Here is a 23,879-nt window from a genome sequence, read left to right as displayed (position 1 = left end):
TCCGCCCGCCGAAGCGACTTGCTATAGTTCTCCCGACAGAAGAATCGCGGGTAAAGCGGACGGGGAAGAGGGAATGGCGGAGGAAACGGGCCGGCAGGACGCCCAGAGGGCGGACGCCGGCGTATTCGACTACGTGATCGTGGGTGCCGGCTCGGCGGGATGCTGTCTCGCCAATCGCCTCTCGGCCGATCCTGCCGTGTCGGTGGCGCTGCTGGAGGCCGGCGGCCGGGACAACTGGTTCTGGATCCACGTTCCCGTCGGCTACCTCTATACCCAGAACACGCCGCGCACCGACTGGTGCTACAAGACCGAGGCGGAGCCGGGCCTCAACGGGCGGGCGCTGAACTATCCGCGCGGGCGCGTGCTGGGCGGCAGCTCCTCCATCAACGGCATGATCTACATGCGCGGCCAGGCGCGCGACTACGATCACTGGCGCCAGCTCGGCAACGCCGGCTGGAGCTGGGACGACGTGCTGCCCTACTTCAAGCGATCCGAGGGGCACTACAAGGGCGATGACGATTTCCATGGCGGCGGCGGCGAGTGGCGCGTGGAAGAGCAGCGCCTCAGGTGGGATATCCTCGATGCCTTCCGCAAGGCGGCGGCGGAGTGCGGCATCCCGCCGACCGACGACTTCAATCGCGGCGACAACGAAGGCTGCGGCTATTTCCAGGTAAACCAGAAGCGCGGCGTGCGCTGGTCGAGCGCCAAGGCCTTCCTGCGCCCCGCGTTGAAGCGGCCCAACCTCACCGTACTGACCGAGGCCCAGGCGCAGCGCCTGGTGCTGGACGGCAAGCGCGTGACCGGCGTCGATTTTCTGCAAGGCGATGCGCCGAAGCGGATCCGCGCGCGCGGCGAGGTGATTCTCGCCGCCGGCTCCGTCGGCTCGGTGCAGCTGCTGGAGCTTTCCGGCATCGGCAACCCGACGGTGTTGGGCGAACACGGCATCGACGTCGTGCATGCCTTGCCCGGCGTCGGCGAGAACCTGCAGGACCACCTGCAGATGCGCATGATCTTCAAGGTCGAAGGCTGCGTGACACTGAACCAGCGCGCCGGGTCCCTCATCGGCAAGGGGATGATGGGCCTCGAATACCTGCTGTTCCGCCGTGGGCCGCTCTCCATGGCGCCCAGCCAGCTCGGCGCTTTCGCGAGGTCCGACCCGGCGCGCGAGACGCCGAACCTGCAGTACCACGTGCAGCCCCTGAGCCTCGACAAGTTCGGCGACCCGCTGCACGCCTTCCCGGCGATCACCGCCTCGGTGTGCAACCTGCGGCCCGAGAGCCGCGGCTCGATCCATATCCGCAGCGCCGACTTCCGCGACCCGCCGCTCATCAAGCCGGCCTACCTGAGCGCGCCCGGCGATCGCCAGGTGGCGGCCCAGGCGATCCGTCTGACGCGGCGCATCTGCGCGGCGCCGGCGCTGGCCCGCTTCAAACCGGAGGAATACAAACCCGGTGCCGCGATCGACGGCGACGAGGCGCTGGCCCAGGCCGCCGGCGACATCGGCACGACGATCTTCCACCCGGTGGGCACCTGCAAGATGGGTGGCGACTCCCAGGCGGTGGTCGATGCACGGCTCAGGGTGCACGGGTTGCAGGGCCTCAGGATCGCCGACGCCTCGGTGATGCCGACCATCACCTCCGGCAACACCAACTCGCCCACCGTCATGATCGGCGAGAAGGCGGCGGCCATGGTGCTGGAGGATCGCCGGGTAGGCGCCTGAGCGTCGCCTCAGTTGGGTTCGTCTTCGAGTTCGAAGTAGATATCGATGTCCAGGCTTGCGCGCATTCGGGCAATGCGGGTTACCAGCTCGGGAGGCAGCGTGAAGCCACGGTTCCAGTCTGCAAGGAAGAGACCATACCTCAGCATAATCCTGGCGCGCGCAGCCAACTCAGCCCAGATCGTTTCGTCTTCGGGCAGGAGATCGAGTAGGGCGATGGTGAGCGTCGCGGGGTCTTGCGAGTGCTTGCAGGGCGACTCGAGTATCCAAGCATCGGCGCGACGCGTGCCCATGGGGCCTGTTGTCGGAGATACCATAAGCTCGCCTTTGCGGTGAGCCTTGGTTGGGGTGACCCGTAGGATCTTTGAAACCTCCTCAGGGATCAGGTCATCGCCGTGAATGGAGAGACTCACCCGTGCCCGGTCGACGAGTCCGCCGACCGTGACAAAACGGGATGGCGCTTCCGGGTGTCCTTCACGGGAAGCGCCGTCGTCGGAAAAGCTATGAGTTTTGTCCGTCATGGTTGGTCAACTATAGCGGGAGAGGGTGGGGCGGTACACCGAGACCTGGCAGCTGGCCCCACCCCCCTCCCAGCCTCCCCCCATCAAGGGGGGAGGGGATTTGTTTGCGGCGCGGACGACCGTTGGTTCCCCCTCCCCCTGGATGGGGGAGGGAGGGGAGGCGGTGGCGTTCGGTCTCAAGGCGGCACCGACGTCCCCCTCACCCAGCTGCGCCTAAGCTCACGTCGTTCGCTAAGGCTGCGCATCCCTCTCCCGCCAGGGGAGAGGGGAAGAAGAGAGGGGAGAGGGACAAGAAAACCGGCGGAAATCCGCCGTTTTTTCCCGTCTTCCGCAATTGACATCGGTCAATGTACCGCTCGGGTCCGGCGGCTAGATTTCCGACCATGACCGCGATCCCCATCCGCCTCGCCGAGGCCCAGGCCCCGCGCTACACCAGCTATCCCACCGCGCCGCATTTCAATGCGAGCGTGGACGGGACGGTCTACCGCGAATGGCTGCGCGAACTGCCGGCAGAGGCGCCGCTGTCGCTTTATCTCCACGTGCCGTTCTGCCACCAGCTCTGCTGGTACTGCGGCTGTCACACGGGCGTCGCCAACGGCTACCAGCGCATCGGCGCCTATGTCGGGTTGCTGCGTCAGGAGATTGCCCTGCTGGCCGAGGCCCTGGGGGCCAATGAGTCGGGGGGGCGGCCGGTGACCGGCCTGCACTGGGGCGGCGGCACGCCCTCGATCCTCTCGGCCGGCGATTTCACCGCCGTGATAGGCGATCTGCATCGGGCCTTCGCCTTCCAGCCTGGCGCCGAGCTCGCCATCGAGATCGACCCGCGCCATCTTACGGCGGAGAAGGCGGCCGCGCTGGCGGCGGCGGGCATCAACCGCGCGAGCCTGGGTGTGCAGGACTTCAACCCGCATGTGCAGGAAGCGATCAACCGGGTGCAGTCCTTCGAGAAAACTGCGGAGGCCGCGCGACAGCTGCGCGCGGCCGGCATCGAGGCGCTGAACTTCGACCTCATGTACGGTCTGCCGCACCAGAGCCTGGCGGATGTGAAGCAAACGGCTGCGCTGGCCGCCGATCTGCATCCGCAACGCATCTCGGTCTTTGGCTACGCCCACGTGCCGTGGATGAAGAAGCACCAGCAGATGATCGACACCGCGGCGCTGCCCGGCGCCGAGGAACGCCTGGCCCAGGCCGAGGCGGTCGAGCGCATCCTGCTGCTGCGCGGCTACCGCGCCGTCGGCATGGATCACTTCGCGCTGCCCGACGATCCGCTGTTCCGCTACGCCGACGAAGGCAGGCTGCGGCGCAACTTCCAGGGCTACACCACCGATCAGGCCGGGGTGTTGCTGGGCATCGGCGTTTCCTCGATCGGCACCCTGCCGCAGGGCTATGCGCAGAACGACAAGGACGCGGTCGGCTATGCCAGGGCGCTCGCCGAAGGGCGCCTGCCGGTGGTGCGCGGCATCGCGCTGACCTCCGAGGACCGCCTGCGCCGCGACATCATCCAGGCCCTCATGTGCGGTTTCGCCGTCGACCTGCGCGCCCAGGCCGTGGCGCACGACCGGCCGGGCTTCGATTTCTCCGAGGCGCTGGAACGTCTCGCGCCGCTGGCCGACGACGGGCTGGCGACGATCGAGGGATCGAAGGTGCGCGTCACCGAGGAAGGCCGGCGCGCCGTGCGCCTCATCGCCTCCTGCTTCGATGCCTACCTCGCCGCGCCCGGCGGCGCCGGCGCGCGCTACAGCAAGGCGGTCTAGGGCGCCAGCAGGGCGAAGCCCCCTAAAATCCCATCTACTCCCGGTTGCGGTTTGTTAACCCCTCGCTGGCAGGCTGTCGGCTCCGTTGCCACGCCAAGGACGCGCCCGCCGATGCAGCTCAAGATCGCCAGCACTATTGCCGAAGCGTTGAGATTCAGCCTGCACCATGCCGTGCCTTTCTATCTTCTCGGAATGGTGGTGGGCTTGCCGACCTACCTGCACAGCTTTGTGCCGCGGCAGAGGCAGACGCTGAATTTGCCGGGAGGGTCGCACGAGGCACTCCTGCCGCGCCCGTGGTGGGAGACGGATCTGGCGGTTCCCGCGGTCGAGGCCGTGCTGCTCGGCATCATGGTGGCTATTATGGTGCATACGCTGCGGCGTGACCGCAGAGGCCAAGCTCGGGCCGTGCTGCCGAGCCTTGCCGAGGCGGCGCCGCGCCTGCCAACGGTCATCGCCGTCAGCCTCACTATCAAGCTGGCCGAGACATTGGTCGGGGCGGGGGGCGTGTTCCTCGGCGATTTCATCGGCTCAGTCGCCGGGATCATCTTCTTCTTCCCCTTCCTGGCGCTCCTATTCATTCTCTATCTCGTCTTCTGCGTCGCCATCCCTTGTGCGGCTGTCGGCGATGCCGGCGTCATCAACGCCTTCAGGCGCAGTGCTGCATTGACCGAAGGATCACGCGGGCGCCTGTTCAGCATCTCCGTCGTCTTCTTTCTGCCGCTCTTTCTCGCCGTCGGGGTCGTGGTCTGGCTGTTCCGGGATACGGTCTTCTTGGGAGGCTTCCCGGCGCTGGGGTTCTGGCTCTTCGGTGCGGCGATCGTCGTCTACTTCAGCGCCCTTATCGTCGTGATTCACGAGGCGCTGGTGGCAATGAAGGAAGGCGCCGATGCCGGTACGCTTGCCACGGTTTTCGACTAGGGCTCTCGCTGCTAAGCCCTTATAGTGCCGCCCGGATTTCGAACCAGCGGAAAGGTGGGCAGCAGTGAAGTTTGTGGTCATGGCGGGCGACGGGATCGGTGAGGAGATTACCGCGGCGACGCTCGCGGTCCTTGCGGCGGCGGACAAGCGCTTCGACCTCGGCCTCGAATTCGAGGAGGCCGAGATCGGGCTGAAGGCGCTGGCCCGGCACGGCACGACGCTGCCCGACGGCGTGCTGGAGCGGGCGCGCGCCAGCGACGGTATCATCCTCGGCCCGATCTCCCACCGCGACTATCCCGATCCGGACAAGGGCGGCGTGAACATCTCCGGCGTGGTGCGCACGCAGCTGGATCTCTACGCCAACGTGCGGCCCGCCCGGACCAGAGCCGGGTTGCCGGCCAAGGGCGGCGTCTTCGACCTGGTGATCATGCGCGAGGCGACCGAGGGCTTCTATCCCGACCGCAACATGTTCATGGGACGCGCCGAGTTCATGCCCGATCCGGACACCGCGCTGACCCTGCGCAAGATCTCCCGCAAGGCTTCCGAACGCATCGCGCGGCGTTCCTACGAACTGGCGATGAAGCGGCGCCGGAAGGTGACGCTGATCCACAAGGCCAATACCTTCCGTCTGAGCGACGGCCTGTTTCTGGAGGCCTGCTACGACGTCGCCAAAGATTTTCCCGAGGTGGAGACCGACGAGGCCATCGTCGATGCCATGGCCGCGCTGCTGGTGCGCCATCCCGAGCAGTACGACGTCATCTGCGCCACCAACTTCCACGCCGACATCCTTTCCGACCTCGCCTCGGAGCTGTCGGGCAGCCTGGGCCTCGCCGGCTCGACCAATGCCGGCGACGATCTCTGCTGCGCCCAGGCCCAGCACGGCTCGGCGCCGACCATCGCGGGCCAGGACAAGGCCAATCCCTGTTCGCTGATCCTCTCGGCGGCGATGCTGCTGGAGTGGATCGCCGAGAAGCGCGGCCTGGAAAACTTCGCCGCGGCGGCGCAGGCGATCAACGACACCATCGACGCGGCGCTGGCCAAGCCGGAGACCCGCACGGCGGATCTCGGCGGCAAATTGGGCACCAAGGCCTTCACCCGGCACATCGTGGCGGGCCTCGAAGCCTAGCGGGGGCAGGCTGAGAAGGCAGATCGCCGGAACTACCCATATAGACTAGCAGGGCGGTAAAGGATCGACCTCAGATTGTGCCGGCGCTATAGTTGCGCGGTGGGGGTCGGGCGTGCCGTCGTGGGGAGCGGCCGTCGCTCTGCGGGGGCGTATTTCCAACTCGGGGAGCTTTCATTGATGAGTGATTTTTCAGCGACGCAGCCGGCGCCGGTCAGCGGCGCGTTTTCCGTCGGCGGCGTGATCAAGCGCGCGTTCAGTACCTACTTTGCGAACTTCGTTTCTTTCAGCGTCCTGGCCTTGATCCTCTACCTGCCGTCGCTGATCTTCGGATACTCGGCAGCCAGCTTCAACATCAACGCGGGTGTGAGTGTCGACACCGGCGCGGTGCCCGGCTACGGGCCGACCGAAATCGCCGTGATGGTGCTGTCCGCGATCCTGACTTACGTGCTGGTCGGCGCCCTGGTCTACGGCACGGTGCAGCATCTGAACGGCCATAAGGCCGGCGTTGGCGAACTCATCAGCCGCGGCCTTTCGCGCGTCATCCCGGTCATCATCATCGCTATCCTTTTCTCGATCGCCTTCGGCATCGGCTTTGCCCTGCTGATTATCCCTGGCGTGTTCTTGGCCGTTGTCTGGTCGGTGGCCATCCCGGCTTCGGTGGTGGAGCGCCCCGGTATCTTCGGCGCCTTCTCGCGCAGCTGGCAGCTCACCAAGGGCTACCGCTGGCGGGTGCTGGGAGCCCTGCTGATTTTGCTGGTCATCGTGGTCGGCTTGAGTCTGCTTGTCGGTGTCTTCGCCGGCGTCGTCGTGATTTCCCTCGACAGCCTGATCCCTGTCCTCATCGTCAACTATGTCGTCCAGTCTTTCTCCGGCGCCCTGATGTCGGTGGTCATCGCGGTGCTCTACCACGACCTGCGCGTCGCCAAGGAAGGCGTCTCGACGGCGCAGCTCGCGGCGGTGTTCGACTGAGGTATCGCCGTCCCCTCCATTGTCGCCCCGGGGCTTGACCCCGGGGCCCATTGGCGTCAGGGCGTGGTGATGCGTTGTGATGTTTGGGTCTCTGCCAGCCGCAAGAGCACAAAGCTCTCTCTAGACGATTGAGCAGACGGTGAGGGCAATGGGTCCCGGGACGACAGTCTGCGGGTTGAGGGATCAGGCGCCCATTACTTCTTCGCGGTGCCGCCGGGCGGCGGCGTGCCCCCTTCTTTACCGGCATACTTGTTCTCGCGGCGCTCGCCGAACAGCATGCGCGCCTCCAGGTGGCCGCGCAGGGCGGCATAAAAGGCTTTAAGGAAGCGTTCGGTATCGACCTCGGCCTCTCCCGTCCAGGCGATCTTCTGCTGGATGCGCCGGGCGACCTCGCGCTGGGTTTCCTCGCTCTGCGGGCCTTTGTGGCGCAGCACCTCTTCCAGGGTCTGCAGCTCGTAGATGCCGTAGATCTCCAGCTGGCTGCGGGTGAAGGGGAACTCGGGGTCCGCCGCCACGCCGCCGCGCTTCGGGGGCGTCGCTTCCGCCGCCACGTCGCCCAGCAGCATCGCCTTGGGCGCCGCGATCACCCAGGTGCCGGCGACCAGATCGCCGGCGCGCAGGCGGTCTTTGTTGAAGAACGGCAGGAAAAGAAAGATGCCGACCCACAGCAGCGTCAGCAGGTTCACCCAGGCGCCGCTGCCCTGGCTGGGCGCGGTCAGCAGCGTGATCGGCAGGAACAGCTCCACCTCGCGCAGCAGGTTGCGGGCGAAAACGGCGTCGGGCGTCAGGTAGCCGCCCTTGCGGTCGATGACGCGGATGCCGAGCAGGCGCTTGCCGGGGGTCTGGCCCTGCCAGCGCAGCTCGAAATAGATGAAGTAGAAGCTGCGGATGAAGAAGGAGATCAGGATAACGAGGCCGCCGAAGAGGGCGGCACCGGCGCCGTCGATGCCAAGCGCCAGGGCGCCGAACACGATCGCCAGCGCGAAGACGGCGATGGCCACGAACATGAGGGCGATGTCGATCAGCACGGCGGCGGCGCGCCCGCCGCGCTCGGCCAGCTGAAAGATCAGCGGCACGCCCTCCGGCGTCAGCAGGCGGCGTTCGCCGCGCTGCCGCGGCGCAGTGGCGGGCGCGGCGGCCTCAGTCGTCGTCATGCGGCTCGCTCCGGTCGTGGCGTCGATCCCGCCCGCCGAGGGCGAAGTAGGTGAGCCAGAACGCCAGCATGAGGCCGCCGATGAGGTAGCGCCCTGTGATGTCGGTCAGCAGCTGACGCGCGAAACCCTCCAGCAGGCCGGCGACGAACAGCATCAGCACCGCGCCCATGATGAGCGTGCCGGCGGCGCGGCCGCGGCGCGCCAGGCTCTCCAGACGCGTTTCGCGGTCAGGGAAGACGATGGCGCGCGCCAGCACCAGCCCGCCGCCGCCGCACAGCACGATGGCCAGCAGCTCCGTGGTGCCGTGCACCGAGAGCCAGCCCACCAAGTCCCAGGCGAGGCCGCGCGACGCATAGAGCGAGAGCATCGCCCCCAGCAGCAGCCCGTTGTAGAACATCAGCAGCACGGTGGGGATGCCGAGAGCAATGCCCAGCGCGAAGGCGAACATGCCGATGGTCGCATTGTGGGAGAATAGAAAGGTGGCGAAAAGATAGAGGCTTTCCAACGGGTCGTCGCGGCCGTCGTAGAGACCTGCGCGCAGGAACTCGGTAGAGGCGGCCGGGGTACGCCCCTGGGCCATGTCGCCGGCGAAGGTGTAGTACCAGTCGGCATTGGCCTGGACCAGGAAGAAGGCGATCACCGTGCCCAGCGTCATCCACAGCGCGGCGATGAGGTTCGGCCACAGCGCGGCGCGCACCGCGGCGGGAAAGCCGTGCTTCAGGAAATGGGCGATGCCCTCGAAGAGGCTGGAGCGCGCGCCATAGACCTGGAAATAGGCGCGCGCGCTGAGGCTCTCCAGGTAGGTCAGCACGTTCTGGTCCAGCGAGATCGAGCGCGCGACGGAGAGCGAGGACAGCGTGGCGCGGTAAAGCGTCGGCAGGCGCAGCAGGTCGTCCGCCGGCAGCGCTTTGAGTCCGCGCTTCTCGGCGCGGCTCACCAGCGCCTCCAGCTCGTGCCACGTCTTCTCGCGCTCGCGGCGGAACTCGTAGCTCTTGAGGGGGCTTTTGAGGGCGGCGGTCATGTCGGGGTGGAGTCCATGGTCGCTTTCGCGACTCTTGCACAAAATTGTCTCTGTCGTCCCGGGGCTTGACCCCGGGACCCATTGGCATTAGCGCGTGGCATTTCCTCAGGATTGTCGTCTCGTTGCCTGAGGGTAGGCCTGCGCATTCTCCTTTCAGCCAGAGGTGAAGCGGCGCGGGCAATGGGTCCCGGCAACAAGTGCCGGGACGACAGTATTGGATGCGGCATGAGCGAAGCCTCCCTCATATCAGCTCCCGGCGCTTGATTTCGAGGTAGCGGTTGATGAGCGCCGGCCCGATCTGGTCGGCGCGCACGTCCAGGCAGTGTACGCCGCGGCGGCGCAGGCGCTCCAGCACCACGCGCCGCTCGCGCAGGAACTCGTCGGCGATGACTGAACGGGCGAGCGTGCCCAGGCTGTCGGGCGCCCTGTCCACGGTCTCGACCAGCAGCGGGTCGCGCAGACAGACGAAGAGCACCACGTGGCGTCCGGCAAGACGCTCGACGTTCTCAAGCATGAGTTCGGCGGTGATGGTGTCGACGAACTCGGTCTGCAGGATGATCAGAGACCGGCGGTCGAGCCGCGCGGCCAGTGACGACAGGCCGAGGGTGAAGTTGGTTTCGTCTGGGCTGTAGTCGAGCTCGGTGGCGGCGCGCTGCACGCGCCAGAAGGAGGCGATGCCGCCGATCGGCTGGCTCACCACGCGGACCTTGGAATCGAAGCCGAAGACACCGATGCGGTCGCCGGCGCGCAGCGAGACGTAGCCAAGCTGCAGTCCGGCGTTGACGGCGTGGTCCAGCTTGGCGATGCCGGCCAGCGGCTCGCGCATCAGATGGCCGGTGTCGAAGGCCAGCACGATCTGATGGTTGCGCTCGCTGCGGAACTCCTTGCACAAGAGGTTCATATGGCGCGCCGAGTGCTTCCAGTCTATGGAGCGCGGGTCGAGGCCGGGCACGTAGTCGCGCAGAGATTCGAACTCGGAGCCTTCGCCCTGCTGAAACTGCGGCTTGACGCCGTAGAGTGCGCTCGGGTCGGCGAAGGCCAGGGCGGTCTGGCGCACCGCTTTCACGTCAGGGGTGACGGCGATCTCGCTGTCGACCGGCACGATGCGCAGGCGATGGACGAGACCGAGCGGGCCGCGCCAGCGCAGCCATAGCCGCTCGATCCGGGCCTTGCCGCGGTGCCGGGCGCTGAGCCCGATGGGGACGATGGCCTCGCCGTCCTCGTTCAGCATAGCGATGACGCGCCGCGGGCGCTCCAGGGTGTCGTCCACGTCGCACAGCAGCTCGATTTCCGGGCGGCGTCCGGTATGCGCACGCAGGTAGACCAGAAAGGTTTCGGGGCGGCCGATATAGAGCACCGGCGGCGGGTTGACCTGCACGTTGAGGCGCCCGGGTGTCAGCGAGAGCGCGGTGTCCAGCAGCAGCGCGAAGCAGGCGAGGAACAGGTAGGCCGGCACGAAAGGCCAGGCGTCCGGGTCGGCCAGCAGGATCGCGAAGGCGAGCGGAATGCCGGCGGCGAAGAGGACGATGGCGCGTGGTGTCGGGCGGATCATTGGGGGCTTCCCATTGCGCCCACAAGAGCTTCGTCCGAGACGTACACGCTCCACTGTCGTCCCGGGGCTTGACCCCGGGACCCATTGGCGTTGCTGAAGGACGCCGCCCTATCACGCTCGCGTCCTTGCCAACCAACCATCGGGCCGACAGGGCAATGGGTCCCGGCATCAAGTGCCGGGACGACAGCCTTCAGAGTGGCGACGACTGAGCGCAATTCGGCTGCCCTCATCTTGGTGCCGGAATCTGTTCGAGGATCTGCTGGATGACGGCGTCGGGCTGCAGGCCCTCGATCTCGGCGCCCGGGGCCAGGACGATGCGGTGGCGCAGCGCGGGCAGGGCGATGAACTTCACGTCGTCGGGGATCACGTAGTCGCGCCCCTGCAGGGCGGCATAGGCGCGCGCGGCGGTAGCGATCATGTTGGCCGAGCGGGGCGAGGCGCCGAACTCCAGCGACTCGTGCTCGCGCGTCGCCCGCACGATGTCGACGATGTAGTCGATGATCTCGCCGGACAGGCGCAGGCCGGCAATGGTCCGGCGCGCGGCGGCCAGGGCGGCGGCGTCGGCGACCGCCGCCAGGCCAAAGTCGGCGAGGTCCGGCATCACCGTGCGGTGGCCGTGGCGGGCGACGATGGCGCGCTCCTCCTCGCGGCTCGGGTAGTCGAGCACATGCTTGAAGAGGAAGCGGTCGAGCTGCGCTTCCGGCAGCGGATAGGTGCCCTGCTGCTCGATGGGGTTCTGGGTCGCGATGACCATGAAGTCGTCGCCCAGGTCGTGGGTGGCGCCGTCGATGGTGACGTGGCGCTCGTGCATCGCCTGCAAGAGCGCCGCCTGGGTCTTGGGCGGTGTGCGGTTGATCTCGTCGGCCAGCAGGACCTGGGTGAAGATCGGCCCCTTGGTCAGCTTGAAGTCGCTGGTCTGGAAGTTGAAGAGGTTGGTGCCCAGGACGTCGCCCGGCATGAGGTCGGGGGTGAACTGGATGCGCCCGAAATCCAGGCTGAGGGCGCGCGCGAAGGACTGCGCCAGCAGCGTCTTGGCAGTGCCCGGCACGCCTTCCAGCAGAACGTGGCCCTCCGACAGCAGGGCCACCAGCATCAGGTCAAGCGCCGCGTCCTGTCCGACCACCGTCTTGCGGACCTGTTCCCTGACCTGGTCGCAGACCGTCCGGATCGGCTCGATGTCCATGAATGATCTCCTGTTTCCATCGGTAAAGGCGCACGGCGGCGCGCAAGAGGGCGGGCACCGCCGTGGCGGGCCCGTTGATCGCCGCGGCGACCTCGCTGTTCACTTCGCTGTAGCGCTGCGTGGTGCCGCGTGCGTCGCCGACCTGGTTCAGCCAGTGCACCAGAGCGCGCGCGTCGGGCTCGCGGGGAATGTCGCGCGGGATGTGCAGGCGCTGGGCGAGGTCGCGCAGCAGGGCCTCGCGATAGCGGCGCAGGATGTCGCCGAGGTTGCCGGCGTACTGAAAGAGGCTGGCGGTGTTGGCGATCAGTACCGCCTTGCCGGCCTTGAGGCGCGGGCGCGGCGGCAGCGGCGCACCGAAGCGTCCGGCGGCACCCCAGACCAGCACGGCGATGGCCAGCACGGAGGCCAGCACCGCGAGGTTCAGCGGGAAGCTCAGCAGCGCCTTCCAGAGATCGGGCGAGAGGGCGAAGCCGTGGACCGTCTCGTCGAACACCGCGGCGCTGCCGCCCGGCAGCAGCGCGTCCACCAGGGCGACGGCGAAGACGGCATTGTCACCCTCACCGATCCCGGCGTTCATGACGATGCCGGGGTCGGCAAGCACCCAAACGGTGACGCCGTCCAGCCTGTATTCGCCCAGCAGCACGCCGGCCTCGCTGTAGACGATGGGCGTGATGCTGTCGGACTGAATGAGCTGCGGGTCAGCCAGGGTCGGCAGGATGTCCCAGTCCTGGGCCTGCCAGGCCTGCGCGCCAGTGCTGCGCACCACGTCCGCTTCGGCGTCGAAGACCCGCAGGATCTTTTCGATCTCGGCCGGCTGCCGCTCGCCGATGGTGCCGATCCAGCGCCGGTTGCCGAAGGTGGGATAGCCGGTCCAGCGCGGCAGCACCACCAGGACGCGGTCGGTTTCCTGGTACTGCTCGAGGAACTCCAGGGCGTCGGCGTCGCCGTCCGGCTGCGCGAAGACCAGCAGGCCGTCGCTTTCATAGGCCTTCACCGCCGAGTCGTTGCGGCTGAGCACGACGGGGACGCCGAGATCCTCCAGAACCTCGGTCCAGGCCTTGTGGCCGATCGCCGAGTAGGAATAGGCGTTCGCGCCGAAGGTGCCCTCGGTCTGCGGGTCGGCGAAGACGGCGACCAGTGCCGCCGCCACGAAGGACAGGAGGCCGACGCCGATCAGCAAGCCGACGGCCCGGAACGAGAATGCGCCCTCCGCCTGGTTCATGCCGCCACCGGCGCGGCACCGTTAAAGCGCAGGAACGCGTCGCGGCAGCTCTGGTAGTCCGGTGCCGCCGCGGCCCGCCCGCCGAAGTGGTTGATCTCCGACACCTGGACCATGCGCGTCAGCGGCGCCACGGTGGCTTCCGGCAGGGCCGGCAGGCGCAGCACCTCGCGGCCGGTCATCGCCGGGGCGACGCGGGGCCCAAGCTCGCGGTGCAGGCGGTCCATGGCGACCAGCAGCAGCAGGTGGATGGCCTCGCTGAAGCGCCCCTCGGCGGCCAGGCGGTCGGCCTCGGCGAGGCTGCGCCGATCCACCGTGCGGCGCTCGATGGTCGGAGTTTTGATGCGTGCAGGCCCGGCCGCTTTGTTCTCGCGGTTGCGCCGGAAGGCGTCGCGGTTTTGCAGCAGGTCGCTCAGCAGGGAGTAGAGGAAGAACAGCACCATCGCGACGACGGCGGCGACGAGCAGCCAGAACAGCGCCTCGGCGAGCCACGGCGGCAGGGTCCAGGGCTCGATGTCGGGCAGCTTCTCCGTCTCCGGCCGTTCGGTCTGGTAGCGGCTGTCGCCCAGCACGCGGTCGCGGGCGTCCTGGATCTCCGCGTCGCCATAGCCGGGCGCCTGGGCGGCGACCCGCTGCGGGCCGGCGATGAGGGCGGCGGTGAGGCCGGCGGTGAGGACGGTCGCCAGCAGCAGGCCAGCCACGATAGGGCGCAGCCAGAGGGGCAGCCAAGCGCGCCGCAGGACGCCTGCGGTGCCCTGCCGGCCGTTCCTGGCCCTCTGCTGCCGGCTCCCCAGGGGCCGGCGGCGGTCTGGATTCAACTCAAAGTTCATCGAATGAGGGATATAACCCGCCCTGTTCAAGCACTCCATGATGAAGTGCCCGGCGCCGATTGTCCCTTGTTTTTCAGGCCGAAATGCGGCGAAAAAGCCGCAGGCCAGGGCTCCGACAGGCCGCAGACAGGGGAGGCCGCGTGGACACAGAGGCAAGAGGGGCGGCAAAACCGCGGATCGCCGCGGTGGGTGCCTGCCACCTGGACCGCAAGGCGCGTGCGGCGGCGCCCTTTGCCGTCGGCGCCTCCAACCCGGTGGTGCTCGGCGGCTGCCCCGGCGGCGTGGCGCGCAACGTGGCGGAAAACCTCTGCCGCCTCGGCGCCGATGTCCGCCTGGTGACGCGCCTGGGCAACGATCCGGAAGGCGACACCCTGATGGCGGGTCTGCGCGGCTTGCCGCCCGACCTGCCCGCCATCGATCTGACGGGCGTCAGCCGCTCGGCGGACGCGCCGACGGCCTTCCACCTCATCGCCCTGCAGCCGGACGGCGAGATGCTGGTCGCCGTGGCCGACATGCGGATCTACGACGAGATCACGCCCGCTGTTCTGCGCGGCTTGCCGGCGGGACTTTGGGACGTCGATGCGATCTTCGCCGACTGCAATCTGCCGGCGGAGACGCTAGGCTTTCTCGCCGCCCTGCGGGGCGAGTCGCGAAGGCTTGCCGTGAACGGCGTTTCGCCGGCCAAGGCGGTGCGGCTCGGCCCCTCCCTCGCGGCCTGCGACCTGTTGTTCGTGAATCGCGGCGAGGCGGCGGCGTTGCTGGGTGTGAAGGTCGAGGAACTCGATCCCGCGGCGGCGGCCGCCGCGCTGCGGCGGGCCGGCGCGGGTGAAGTCGCGATGACCCTGGGCGGCGAGGGGCTGTGCGTCGCCACGGAGAAGGAAACGCTGATGCTGGAGAACCTCGACAACAGAGTGGTGGATATCACCGGCGCCGGCGATGCGCTGGCGGCGGCCTACCTGGAGGCGCGCCTGCGCGGCGTGCCGCCCGCGGCGGCTGGGCGCCGCGCGCTCGCTGCCGCCCACTTGACCGTCGCCTGCGAGGAGAGCGTCAATCCGGCGCTGTCGCCCGCCGCCCTCGACCGGCTGGTGACGGCATGAAGGCGCGACTGAGGATGCTGCCGGAGGTGCGCGAGGCACTCGCGGCGGGCGAGCCGGTGGTCGCGCTGGAGTCCACCATCATCACCCACGGCATGCCGGCGCCGCGCAACCTGGAGACCGCGCGCGCGGTGGAGGCGGCGGTGCGTGACGGCGGCGCCGCGCCGGCCACCATCGCGATCCTCGACGGGCGCATCTCCGTCGGCCTCGACGCGGAGGACCTGGAGCGCCTCGCCGCTGAGCAGGACGTGGCCAAGGTGAGCCGCGCCGACCTGCCGGCGGTGCTCGCCGGCGGCGGCGCCGGCTCGACCACCGTGGCCGCCACCATGATCTGCGCCGATCTCGCCGGCATCCGCGTCTTCGCCACCGGCGGCATCGGCGGCGTTCACCGCGGCGCCGATCAGTCCTTCGACGTTTCCGCCGACCTCCAGGAACTCGGGCGCACGCCGGTCGCCGTGGTCTGCGCCGGCGCCAAGGCGATCCTCGATCTGCCCAAGACCCTGGAGGTGCTGGAGACGCTCGGCGTTCCGGTGATCGGCTACGGCACCGACGACCTGCCGGCCTTCTACAGCCGTTCCTGCGGCCTCAAGGCGCCGCTGCGCCGCGATACGGCGGCGGCGATCGCGGCCGTCATGGCGGCGAAGTGGGAGCTCGGGCTGGGCGGCGGCCTGGTGATCGCCAACCCGGTGCCTGAAGGACACGACATCCCGGCGGCGGCGATCGCCACCCACATCGACGCCGCGCTGGCCGAGGCGGCCGCGCAGGGGATCCAGGGCAAGGCGGTGACGCCTTTCCTGCTGGCGCGCCTGGAGCAGCTCACCGGCGGCGCCAGCCTGGAGGCCAACATCGCCCTGGTCTTGAACAATGCCCGCCTCGCGGCAGAGATCGCGGTGGCTTATGCGGGGGTGGAGCGGCTGGCGGTGCCGGCCAGTCATCCGCGGGGTTGAAGTCTTTCGCCGCTTCCCGCCCCTCACTTTGCTTGTCATCCCGGACAAACGAGCGTCAGCGAGTGCGATCCGGGATCCATCTCGGGGCCGGGCGCCAAGCGGCGCCGTGATCCCGGCTCGCGGTCGCGATTGCTCCCTTGGCCGGGATGACAGACTGAGCAGGTAAGCGGGCTTGCGAACACCCTGCACGCGAGCGTTACAGATGTTGCGGTAGCGAGAGCGGTACGTCCTCCCCGTTTGCGGGTCTTAACCCCGCTCGGCCAGCAGGTGCCAGTGGAAGTGGCCGGGCTTCTCGTGCTCGCGGTCGAAGAGGCTCAGCAGCTCGAAGTCCTCGAACAGTTTCACCAGTTCCGCGGCGTTGCAGTAGAAGTGCGGATGAACCTTGTCGCCCTCGGCGCCGGCGATGACGAAGGTGTTGGGAGCGATCTCCTTGCCGACGCCGTAGGTGTGGTTGCGCTTCGACAGCATGGTGCCGTGAAACAGCCCGCCAGGCTTCAGAACGCGGTGGATTTCGTTGATGGCGCGGGCCACCACGCCGCCGTCGCCGTGATAGATCACGTTGAACGACAGGACGTAGTCGAAGCTGGCGTCGGCGTAGGGCAAATCGGTCATCAGGCCGTCGCTGAAGGCGATGTCGAGCCCGTGTTCGCGCGCCTGGCGGCGGGCGAAATCGAGGCCGGAGGCGCTGGCGTCCATGGCCTGGACCTGGAAGCCCGCATCGGCCAGGAAGCAGGCATGGCGGCCGACGCCGCAGCCGAGGTCGAGCACCGCGCGAGCACCGCGGCCGCGCAGCAGCGGCACCGCCCCAGCCACGTCGGGGTCGGGGGCCAGCCAGTCGGCGCGGCCGGTCTCGCTCTGCCAGCGGTCGTTCCAGGCCTGGTAGGCGGTTTCCATCTGGGCCCGGTCTTGCATGCTCATAGTCGTTTCACTCCCGAGGGGTTCACTTAGAGGATCCGCTGGCGCAGGCTGCTGCTCAGCCGTTCGACCGCCAGGACCAGCGCGAAGATGCAGAGGATGATCGTGGCGGCGGTCGGATATTCGAAGAGGTCCATCGCGACCTTCAACTCTATGCCGATGCCGCCGGCGCCGACCAGCCCCAGAACGACGGACGAGCGCGTCGCCTTCTCCAGGCTGAACAGCGACGTGTTGATGAAGGAGGGCAGCGCGGCGGGCATGACCGCCGAGCAGATGATGCCGCTGCGTCCGGCACCCAGTGCGGTCAGCGCCTCCTGCGGGCCGCTTTCCGTCTCTTCCATCGCCTCGGCGAAGAACTTGCCGCAGAAGCCCATGGTGTCGACCATGAGAGCGAGGGTGCCCGCGAAGGGGCCGAGGCCCACGGTCACCACGAAGAACAGCGCCCAGATGAGATCCGGCACGGTGCGAAACCAGGAGATCAGGCCGCGTGCCGCGTAGTAGACGACGGGGTGCGGCGTCAGCCGGCGCGTCGCCCAGACCGCCAGCGGCAGGCTGAACAGCACGCCCAAGACGGTGCCGACCAGGGCCATCTGGAAGGTCTCCAGCAGCGCGCGGCCGATCGGTGCGAGGCGGCTGACGTCCGGCGGCACCATGCGTGCCAGCAGGTCGGCCATGTGAGGCAGGCCCTCGAAGAACCCAGTGACCGAGATCTGCGAGCCCTCCAGGGCCAGCACCAGGAAAGCCAGCGCCACCAGGTAGGCCAGGAAGCTGAGGACGCCCGGGCGCTGGAAGCGCGGCGGCGCGGCCCAGCCGGGGGCGGGGGTGGGTGAACGGGGCGCGCTGTGCGGATTGATCATCGGGACATCTGGCTCAAGCGTAGACCGATTTCAGGGCATCGAGGCTCTGCCCCGCAGTCGGGGTGTCGAGCACCTTGCGGCCGGCGCTGAGCGCGACCAGGCGGTCGCCGTAGTCGAGGGCATGACGCAGGTGGTGCGAGGTGAACAGCAGGGTGACGCCCTCGTCGCGCATCAGATCGATGAACAGTTGCATGACTTCCTCGCCGGCGGCGGGGTCGAGGCTGGCGACCGGCTCGTCGGCAAAGACCAGGCGTGGGCGCTGCATCAGGGCGCGGGCGATGGCAACGCGTTGCGACTGGCCGCCGGAAAGGGTGTCGGCGCGCTTGGCCGCCTGGTCGGCGAGGCCGACCCGCTCGAGACAATGCATCGCCTCATCGCGGTCGACCCGGCGGGCGAGGGGGTGGAACCAGCTTTGCGGGCCACCGCGGCGCGCCTGCAGGCCGTGCAGCACGTTGGAGAGCGCAGAGAGGCGCGGCACCAAGTTGTGGCGTTGGAAGACGAAGCCGACCTGGGCGCGCAGGCGGCGCAGCGCCGCGCCGTTCAGCGCGCCGATCTGCTGGCCCAGCAGGCTGACGCTGCCGCCGTCCGGCTCGACCAGGCGCAGGCAGCAGCGCAGCAGGGTCGACTTGCCGCAGCCGTTGGCGCCGATCAGGGCGACCGCCTCGCCCGCGGCGACCGCGACGTCGACGCCTTTCAGCACCTCTACCTTGCCGAAGGACTTGCGCAGCCCGGTAACGGCGAGATGGCAGGCGCCGGCGGCGGCCTTTGTGGAGGCCGCCGCCGGAAGGGCGTCGCTGCGGGGGGAAGGATAGGCTGCCGCGATCGCCATGGGACTCTTCCTCAGTTGCCGACGAAGCCGGGATACTTCAGTTGCCGACGAAGCCGGCGTACTTCAATTGCCGACGAAGTCGGCGTACTTCAATTGCCGACGAAGTCGGCGTACTGGGGATAGCCGATGGTGGCGTAGGCGTCGCGGATGTACTGGTAGTCGGCGTCCTGCACGCCGGGCAGGAACTTCATGCCACGGAACTTCTGATTGTCCTCTCCCTGCAGCACCGCGGCGATGAGCTGCGCCGAGTTCTCGGAGATGGCGTCGCGCAGTTTTGCGACCACCGCCTTGTCGACGTGGGCGCCGGCGACCAGGATGTCGTTCGGCAGGTCGGGGCCGCGGGCGATGACCTTGAAGGCGCCGGGCTCGGTCTCGGTGTCCTTGGCGCGGTTGCGGTCGGTCCAGCTGCGGTAGTTCACACCGATGGCCGCGACGTCGCCGCGCTTCAGCGCTTCGTGCGCGACGTTGCGGTGCACGTGCATCGACTTCACGTCGTTACGCGGATCGAGGCCGTAGTCGGCCAGCAGCTGCATGGGGCCGAGGTGGCCGGAGGTCGAGCCGATGTCGTCGAAGGCGACGGTCTTGCCCTTGAGGTCGGCCGGACCGTTGATGCCGCTGTCGGCCATGACGATAATCGCGGAGAAGTAGTCGGGGCGGCCGAAGCCGACCACCGGGGTGACCTTGGCCATCTTTTGCATGACGACGTATTCGGCCGGGCCGGTCAGCACGAAGTCGACCTTCTCTGCGCGCAGCGCCTCGGCGGCTGCGTTGCGGCTGGTCACCGCGAAGAGCTGGACCTCCAGGCCGCTGGCCTCGGCCAGCAGATCGGCGAAGGGCTTGAACTCGCGCTGCAGGGACTCCAAGCCCTCGATGTCGGTGACCGCGAAGCGGATCGTGTCGGCGGCGCTGGCGCTTCCTGCCGTGGCGGAGAGGCTGAGGCCGGCGGCGAGGCCGGCGGCGGCGAAAAGTTTCCGTAGCATCTTGGCGCGTCCCTTTTTTTGGTTCGGCTGAAGGGGACGACACGGCAGGCCGTCCATCCCGTTTGCCATCCAAGACAAGCGCGGTGACGCCAGAATGATGCGGTTATGACACCGCGGTTACATCTGCTGGATGAAAGGGGCGGGTTGTCGAGGGGCGCTTGCAGTGAGGCCTCTCCTTGCGGCGAAGGAAGCCGCTTTTAAGGCTGCACCACCAGTTGTGCGCGTTCGGCGGCCATGCGGCCCCAGCCGTATTCGATGACGCGGCCGTCGGAGTCGATGTTGATCGACTCGGTGACCAGCACCGGCTGGCTGCGCGGCAACTCCAGCAGGCGGCATTCATTGCCGTTGGGCAGCCGCGCGGTGATGCGGGTCTCCTTGCGGGTATAGTCGTCGATGCCGTAGTGGGCGAGCGCCTTGGTCACCGAGCGGGTCTGCTTGTAGACCGCGATGAAATCGGGAAAACGCTTGGCGGGAAAGTGGTGAGCGACGAGGGAAATCGGTCGCCCGTCGACCTTGCCAATGCTTTCGATCAGCACCACCGGGGCGCCTTTGCGGATGTGCAGGTTCTTGGCCAGCGCCTGGTCGGCGGAAAGCGTCACGGCGCGCACCAGGTCGCCCGAAGGGATGCGCGACTGGGTCTGGATGTTTTCGGTGAAGCGGGTGCGCTTGCCCAGCTTGTAGTCGACCATGCGCTCCTGCACGAAGGTGCCGCGGCCCTGCTCGACGCGCAGCAGGCCCTCCTGCTCCAGGAAGGCGATGCCGCGACGCACGGTATGGCGGTTCACCGAAAAGCGCTCGGCCAGTTCCGCCTCCGTCGGCAGTTGCTTACCCGGTGCGAAGACCTGAGCCTTGATGTCGCTTTCCAGGGTCTCGACGATCTGGCGCCAGAGAGCCACCCCGTCGCGGCGCTGTAAGGTCATGACCGCCATCCTCTCTTCGCGGATCCGTCATCCAAGTTTCACGAAGTTCTGCTTTACATCTCTTCGGCCCCCCTTTTATCTTCAAAAGATACAGACGTCTAGACAAATATGGGACTTGTCTAATGGATACGGCCTCGAACTTCGCGGCGGAACCTGCGGCGGCGGAAGTGTCGCGCCGGCGCTGGATGTCCGTCCTCGCCAAGGCGGAAACCGCCGAGCTGGAAAGTGCCTGGGACGACCTGCCGGAAAAACCGGCCTACGGCTGGCTGCGCCAGCCGGAGATCGGCATGGTGATGGTGCGCGCCCGCGCCGGCGGCACCGGCGGCCGCTTCAACCTGGGCCAGATGACGGTGACGCGCTGCGCCCTGCGGCTGCTGGAGAGCGGGGCCGACGGTGACACGGAGGTCGGCATCGTCGGTCTGGGCTACGTGCAGGGGCGCAGCAAACGCCACGCCGAGTTGGCCGCCGTATTCGACGCGCTGCTGCAGGACGAGGCGCGCCGGGGGATGCTGGAAGGCCGCGTCATCGCGCCGCTGGAGGCCGCCCATGCCGAACGGCGCGACGCGCGCAGCCGCAAGGCCAATTCGACCAAGGTGAACTTCTTCACTCTGGTTCGCGGGGAGAACGATAAATGACGCAAGCGCTCTCCGGTGCCGCCGGCATCGATACGGCGAGTCTGAAGCCGGGCCTCGCCGACCCGGTGCACGGCGCCCAGCGCCTGTTCCGCGGCCTGCTGACCGCCCTGGCCCATCCGGGCCGCACGGTCGACCTGAACGTTACGGGGCCCGACGCGGTCGAGGGGCCGGTGCCGCTCGACCCGGCGACCGCGGCGGCGGCGCTGACCCTGCTGGACTACGACACGCCGCTGTGGATCGACTGGATCGCCGATACACCGCCGGTGCGCGCCTACCTGAAGTTCCACTGCGGCTGTCCCATCGTCGAGCGCAGCCAGGATGCCGGCTTCGGCCTGGTCACCGATCCGGTGAACATGCCGCGCCTGGCGCTCTTCGCCCAGGGGGTCGACCAGTACCCGGATGGCGCGGCGACCTTGCTGCTGCAGGTGCCCAGCCTGGAAGGCGGCCCGGCTGTGACGCTCCGCGGGCCCGGCATCCGGGACCGCGTGACGGTGGCGCCCGCCGGCCTGCCGGACTGGTTCTGGAACGACTGGCGCCTCAACGCCGCGCAGTTTCCGCTCGGCGTCGACATCTTCTTTACCTGTGGCAGCAGCGTCGTCGGCCTGCCGCGCAGCATCCTGGCGGAGGGTTGAGACCATGTACGTGGCAGTGAAGGGCGGCGAGCAGGCGATCCTCAACTCGCACAAGCTGATTGCGGAAGAGCGCCGCGGCGACCCGGCGGTACCGGAACTCAGCCTGGCGCAGATCAAGCAGCAGATGCAGCTGGCCGTCGACCGGGTGATGACGGAAGGTTCGCTCTACGACCGCGACCTGGCGGCGCTGGCCATCAAGCAGGCGCAGGGCGACCTCATGGAGGCGATCTTCCTGCTGCGCGCCTACCGCACGACGCTGACCCGCTTCGGCGAGAGCGAGCCGATCGACACCGCCGATATGGCGGTACGCCGGCGCATCTCCGCCGCCTACAAAGACCTGCCGGGCGGCCAGGTACTGGGACCGAGCTACGACTATACCCACCGCCTGCTCGACTTCGCCCTGGCGGCGGAGGGCGGTGTCGGCGAGCCCCAGGCAGCCGCCGCGGAGGACGGCGTCGACGACAGCATCCCGCGGGTCACCGACATTCTGAACCACGAGGGCCTTATCGAAGAGGAGATCGCACTGGACGACGACGAAGGGTCGGTCGCCGACCTGACGCGCGAGCCGCTGCGCTTTCCCGCCGAGCGCGACCTGCGCCTGCAGAACCTGGCGCGCGGCGACGAGGGTTTTCTCCTGGCGCTCGGCTACTCGACCCAGCGCGGCTACGGCGGCAATCACCCCTTCGCCGGGGAGATCCGCCTGGGCGAGGTGGCCGTCGAGTTTGTGCCTGAGGAATTGGGCTTTGCCATCGAGATCGGCGAGATCACCGTCACCGAGTGCCAGATGATCAACCAGTTCGCCGGCTCGGCCGAGCGGCCGCCGCAGTTCACCCGCGGCTACGGCCTCTCCTTCGGCCACTGCGAGCGCAAGACCATGTCCATGGCCCTGGTCGACCGTGCGCTGCGTGCGCGCGAGCTGGACGAGAGCATCGTATATCCCGCGCAGGACGAGGAGTTCGTGCTGTACCACTCCGACAACGTGGAGGCCTCCGGCTTCGTGCAGCACCTGAAGCTGCCGCACTACGTCGACTTCCAGTCGGAGCTGCAACTCGTGCGCTCCCTGCGCAAACGCCACAAGCAGGACCGCATGGAGGCGGCCGAGTGATGACAGCCGCACAGCAACAAACCAGTGCCGTCGAGGAAGGCTACAACTTCGCCTACCTGGACGAGCAGACCAAGCGGATGATCCGCCGCTGCATCCTGAAAGCCGTGGCGGTGCCCGGTTACCAGGTGCCCTTCGGCGGGCGCGAGATGCCGCTGCCCTACGGCTGGGGCACCGGCGGCATGCAGGTGACCGCCAGCATCATCGGCCGCGACGACACCCTGAAGGTGATCGACCAGGGCGCCGACGACACCACCAACGCCGTGAACATCCGCCGCTTCTTCGCCCGCGTGGCCGAGATGCCGACCACCGAGGCGACCGACGAGGCGACCATCATCCAGACCCGCCACCGGGTGCCAGAAGATCCCCTGGCCGAGGGCCAGATCATCGTCTACCAGGTGCCGCAGCCCGAGCCGCTGCGCAAGCTGGAGCCGCGCGAGATCGAGTGCCGCAAGATGCATGCCTACAAGGAGTACGGCCTGATGCAGGTCTCGCTCTACGAGGATATCGCGCGCTTCGGCGAGATCGCGACGTCGTACTCCTATCCGGTCATGGTGAACGACCGCTACCTGATGTCGCCGACGCCGATTCCCAAGTTCGACAACCCGAAAATGGACGACTTCCCGGCCCTGCAGCTGTTCGGCGCCGGGCGCGAGAAGCGCATCTACGCCATCCCGCCTTACACCACGGTGAAGAGCCTGGACTTCGACGACCATCCCTTCGAGGTGCAGCAGTGGGAGGAGGACTGCGCCCTCTGCGGCGCCGAGGAAACCTTCCTCGACGAAGTCATCCTCGACGACCAGGGCGGCAAGATGTACGTCTGTTCCGATTCGCACTACTGCGCCCGGCGGCGCGCCGAAGGCCACACGGGCACTCTGTCCGAGAGCGCGGCGCGGGCCTACGCCCGGGCGGTGGGCGCGGCGGCCGGACAGGCGTCGGACGACAAGGCGCAGAACGACAAGGCGCAGAACGACAAGGCGCAGAACGACAAGGTGGGGGCGTGA

Annotated in this window: 23 protein-coding genes; 11 read left to right on the top strand and 12 right to left on the bottom strand. The window is 68.0% G+C overall.

Annotated elements, in window-relative coordinates:
* Positions 1–73: 73 nt before the first annotated feature.
* Positions 74–1,720 carry a GMC family oxidoreductase N-terminal domain-containing protein gene (locus WDC82_RS21015; protein ID WP_340119366.1) on the top strand — a complete coding sequence of 549 codons (1,647 nt, stop codon included), beginning with the start codon at positions 74–76 and terminating at the stop codon, positions 1,718–1,720.
* An 8-nt stretch (positions 1,721–1,728) separates the two neighbouring features.
* Here WDC82_RS21015 and WDC82_RS21010 read toward each other — a convergent pair whose 3' ends face one another.
* Positions 1,729–2,238, bottom strand: a complete 510-nt coding sequence (locus WDC82_RS21010) for a DUF4279 domain-containing protein (RefSeq protein WP_340119365.1) — start codon at positions 2,236–2,238, stop codon at positions 1,729–1,731.
* A 383-nt stretch (positions 2,239–2,621) separates the two neighbouring features.
* Between WDC82_RS21010 and hemN the strand changes: the two genes are divergently transcribed.
* From hemN to WDC82_RS20990, 4 genes are all read left to right on the top strand, one after another.
* Positions 2,622–3,992, top strand: a complete 1,371-nt coding sequence (gene hemN / locus WDC82_RS21005; protein ID WP_340119364.1) for an oxygen-independent coproporphyrinogen III oxidase — start codon at positions 2,622–2,624, stop codon at positions 3,990–3,992.
* Positions 3,993–4,103: 111 nt separating this feature from the next.
* Positions 4,104–4,910, top strand: a complete 807-nt coding sequence (locus WDC82_RS21000) for a hypothetical protein (protein ID WP_340119363.1) — start codon at positions 4,104–4,106, stop codon at positions 4,908–4,910.
* Between the two features lie 64 nt (positions 4,911–4,974).
* On the top strand, positions 4,975–6,036 hold the full coding sequence (locus WDC82_RS20995) for an isocitrate/isopropylmalate family dehydrogenase (protein ID WP_340119362.1): 1,062 nt from the start codon (positions 4,975–4,977) through the stop codon (positions 6,034–6,036).
* A gap of 177 nt (positions 6,037–6,213) precedes the next feature.
* Positions 6,214–7,005, top strand: a complete 792-nt coding sequence (locus tag WDC82_RS20990) for a hypothetical protein (protein WP_340119361.1) — start codon at positions 6,214–6,216, stop codon at positions 7,003–7,005.
* Between the two features lie 194 nt (positions 7,006–7,199).
* On the opposite strand, the gene WDC82_RS20985 is transcribed toward WDC82_RS20990, so the two are convergent.
* The 6 genes from WDC82_RS20985 to WDC82_RS20960 all read right to left on the bottom strand — a co-directional run bounded on the left by WDC82_RS20985 (position 7,200) and on the right by WDC82_RS20960 (position 13,835).
* A complete protein-coding gene (locus tag WDC82_RS20985; protein WP_340119360.1) occupies positions 7,200–8,159 on the bottom strand; it encodes an RDD family protein in 960 nt (319 codons plus the stop codon).
* Positions 8,146–9,180 (bottom strand): stage II sporulation protein M, encoded by a 1,035-nt coding sequence (locus WDC82_RS20980; protein WP_340119359.1) that lies wholly within the window; start codon positions 9,178–9,180, stop codon positions 8,146–8,148. The genes WDC82_RS20985 and WDC82_RS20980 overlap by 14 nt, the downstream gene beginning before the upstream one ends.
* Before the next feature lie 241 nt (positions 9,181–9,421).
* Entirely contained in the window at positions 9,422–10,732 is a 1,311-nt protein-coding gene (locus WDC82_RS20975; RefSeq protein WP_340119358.1) for a DUF58 domain-containing protein, read from the bottom strand.
* Between the two features lie 226 nt (positions 10,733–10,958).
* Positions 10,959–11,915 (bottom strand): MoxR family ATPase, encoded by a 957-nt coding sequence (locus tag WDC82_RS20970; protein WP_340119357.1) that lies wholly within the window; start codon positions 11,913–11,915, stop codon positions 10,959–10,961.
* A complete protein-coding gene (locus WDC82_RS20965) occupies positions 11,830–13,137 on the bottom strand; it encodes a DUF4350 domain-containing protein (RefSeq protein WP_340119356.1) in 1,308 nt (435 codons plus the stop codon). Before WDC82_RS20965 ends, WDC82_RS20970 begins: the two co-directional genes overlap by 86 nt.
* Positions 13,134–13,835, bottom strand: a complete 702-nt coding sequence (locus WDC82_RS20960) for a hypothetical protein (RefSeq protein WP_340119355.1) — start codon at positions 13,833–13,835, stop codon at positions 13,134–13,136. Before WDC82_RS20960 ends, WDC82_RS20965 begins: the two co-directional genes overlap by 4 nt.
* Positions 13,836–14,104: 269 nt before the next feature.
* Here WDC82_RS20960 and WDC82_RS20955 point away from each other — a divergent pair, with 269 nt between their 5' ends.
* Both WDC82_RS20955 and WDC82_RS20950 read left to right on the top strand, forming a co-directional pair.
* Positions 14,105–15,061: a PfkB family carbohydrate kinase gene (locus WDC82_RS20955; RefSeq protein ID WP_340119354.1), complete on the top strand. Its 957-nt coding sequence runs from the start codon at positions 14,105–14,107 to the stop codon at positions 15,059–15,061.
* A complete protein-coding gene (locus WDC82_RS20950) occupies positions 15,058–16,005 on the top strand; it encodes a pseudouridine-5'-phosphate glycosidase (protein ID WP_340119353.1) in 948 nt (315 codons plus the stop codon). The genes WDC82_RS20955 and WDC82_RS20950 overlap by 4 nt, the downstream gene beginning before the upstream one ends.
* A 246-nt stretch (positions 16,006–16,251) precedes the next feature.
* Here WDC82_RS20950 and WDC82_RS20945 read toward each other — a convergent pair whose 3' ends face one another.
* From WDC82_RS20945 to phnF, 5 genes are all read right to left on the bottom strand, one after another.
* Positions 16,252–16,923, bottom strand: a complete 672-nt coding sequence (locus tag WDC82_RS20945) for a class I SAM-dependent methyltransferase (RefSeq protein ID WP_340119352.1) — start codon at positions 16,921–16,923, stop codon at positions 16,252–16,254.
* Positions 16,924–16,949: 26 nt separating this feature from the next.
* Positions 16,950–17,777, bottom strand: a complete 828-nt coding sequence (gene phnE, locus WDC82_RS20940) for a phosphonate ABC transporter, permease protein PhnE (protein ID WP_340119351.1) — start codon at positions 17,775–17,777, stop codon at positions 16,950–16,952.
* A gap of 13 nt (positions 17,778–17,790) precedes the next feature.
* On the bottom strand, positions 17,791–18,606 hold the full coding sequence (locus WDC82_RS20935) for an ATP-binding cassette domain-containing protein (RefSeq protein WP_340119350.1): 816 nt from the start codon (positions 18,604–18,606) through the stop codon (positions 17,791–17,793).
* An 89-nt stretch (positions 18,607–18,695) separates the two neighbouring features.
* Entirely contained in the window at positions 18,696–19,586 is an 891-nt protein-coding gene (locus WDC82_RS20930) for a phosphate/phosphite/phosphonate ABC transporter substrate-binding protein (protein ID WP_340119349.1), read from the bottom strand.
* Between the two features lie 197 nt (positions 19,587–19,783).
* On the bottom strand, positions 19,784–20,506 hold the full coding sequence (gene phnF / locus WDC82_RS20925; RefSeq protein ID WP_340119348.1) for a phosphonate metabolism transcriptional regulator PhnF: 723 nt from the start codon (positions 20,504–20,506) through the stop codon (positions 19,784–19,786).
* A 122-nt stretch (positions 20,507–20,628) separates the two neighbouring features.
* Between phnF and phnG the strand changes: the two genes are divergently transcribed.
* From phnG to WDC82_RS20905, 4 genes are read left to right on the top strand one after another with little or no spacing between them, the layout of a single operon-like run.
* Complete coding sequence (gene phnG / locus WDC82_RS20920) at positions 20,629–21,141, top strand: phosphonate C-P lyase system protein PhnG (protein ID WP_340119347.1); 513 nt, start codon at positions 20,629–20,631, stop codon at positions 21,139–21,141.
* On the top strand, positions 21,138–21,773 hold the full coding sequence (phnH, locus tag WDC82_RS20915; protein WP_340119346.1) for a phosphonate C-P lyase system protein PhnH: 636 nt from the start codon (positions 21,138–21,140) through the stop codon (positions 21,771–21,773). The genes phnG and phnH overlap by 4 nt, the downstream gene beginning before the upstream one ends.
* 4 nt (positions 21,774–21,777) lie before the next feature.
* Positions 21,778–22,878 (top strand): carbon-phosphorus lyase complex subunit PhnI, encoded by a 1,101-nt coding sequence (locus tag WDC82_RS20910; RefSeq protein WP_340119345.1) that lies wholly within the window; start codon positions 21,778–21,780, stop codon positions 22,876–22,878.
* Positions 22,878–23,879, top strand: coding sequence for an alpha-D-ribose 1-methylphosphonate 5-phosphate C-P-lyase PhnJ (locus WDC82_RS20905; RefSeq protein ID WP_340119344.1), 1,002 nt, complete (start codon positions 22,878–22,880; stop codon positions 23,877–23,879). The genes WDC82_RS20910 and WDC82_RS20905 overlap by 1 nt, the downstream gene beginning before the upstream one ends.

This window comes from Pelagibius sp. 7325 (assembly GCF_037652055.1).
In the GTDB taxonomy this organism is placed as follows: Bacteria; Pseudomonadota; Alphaproteobacteria; order Kiloniellales; family Kiloniellaceae; genus Pelagibius.
This window is presented reverse-complemented; position numbering and strand designations above follow the sequence as displayed.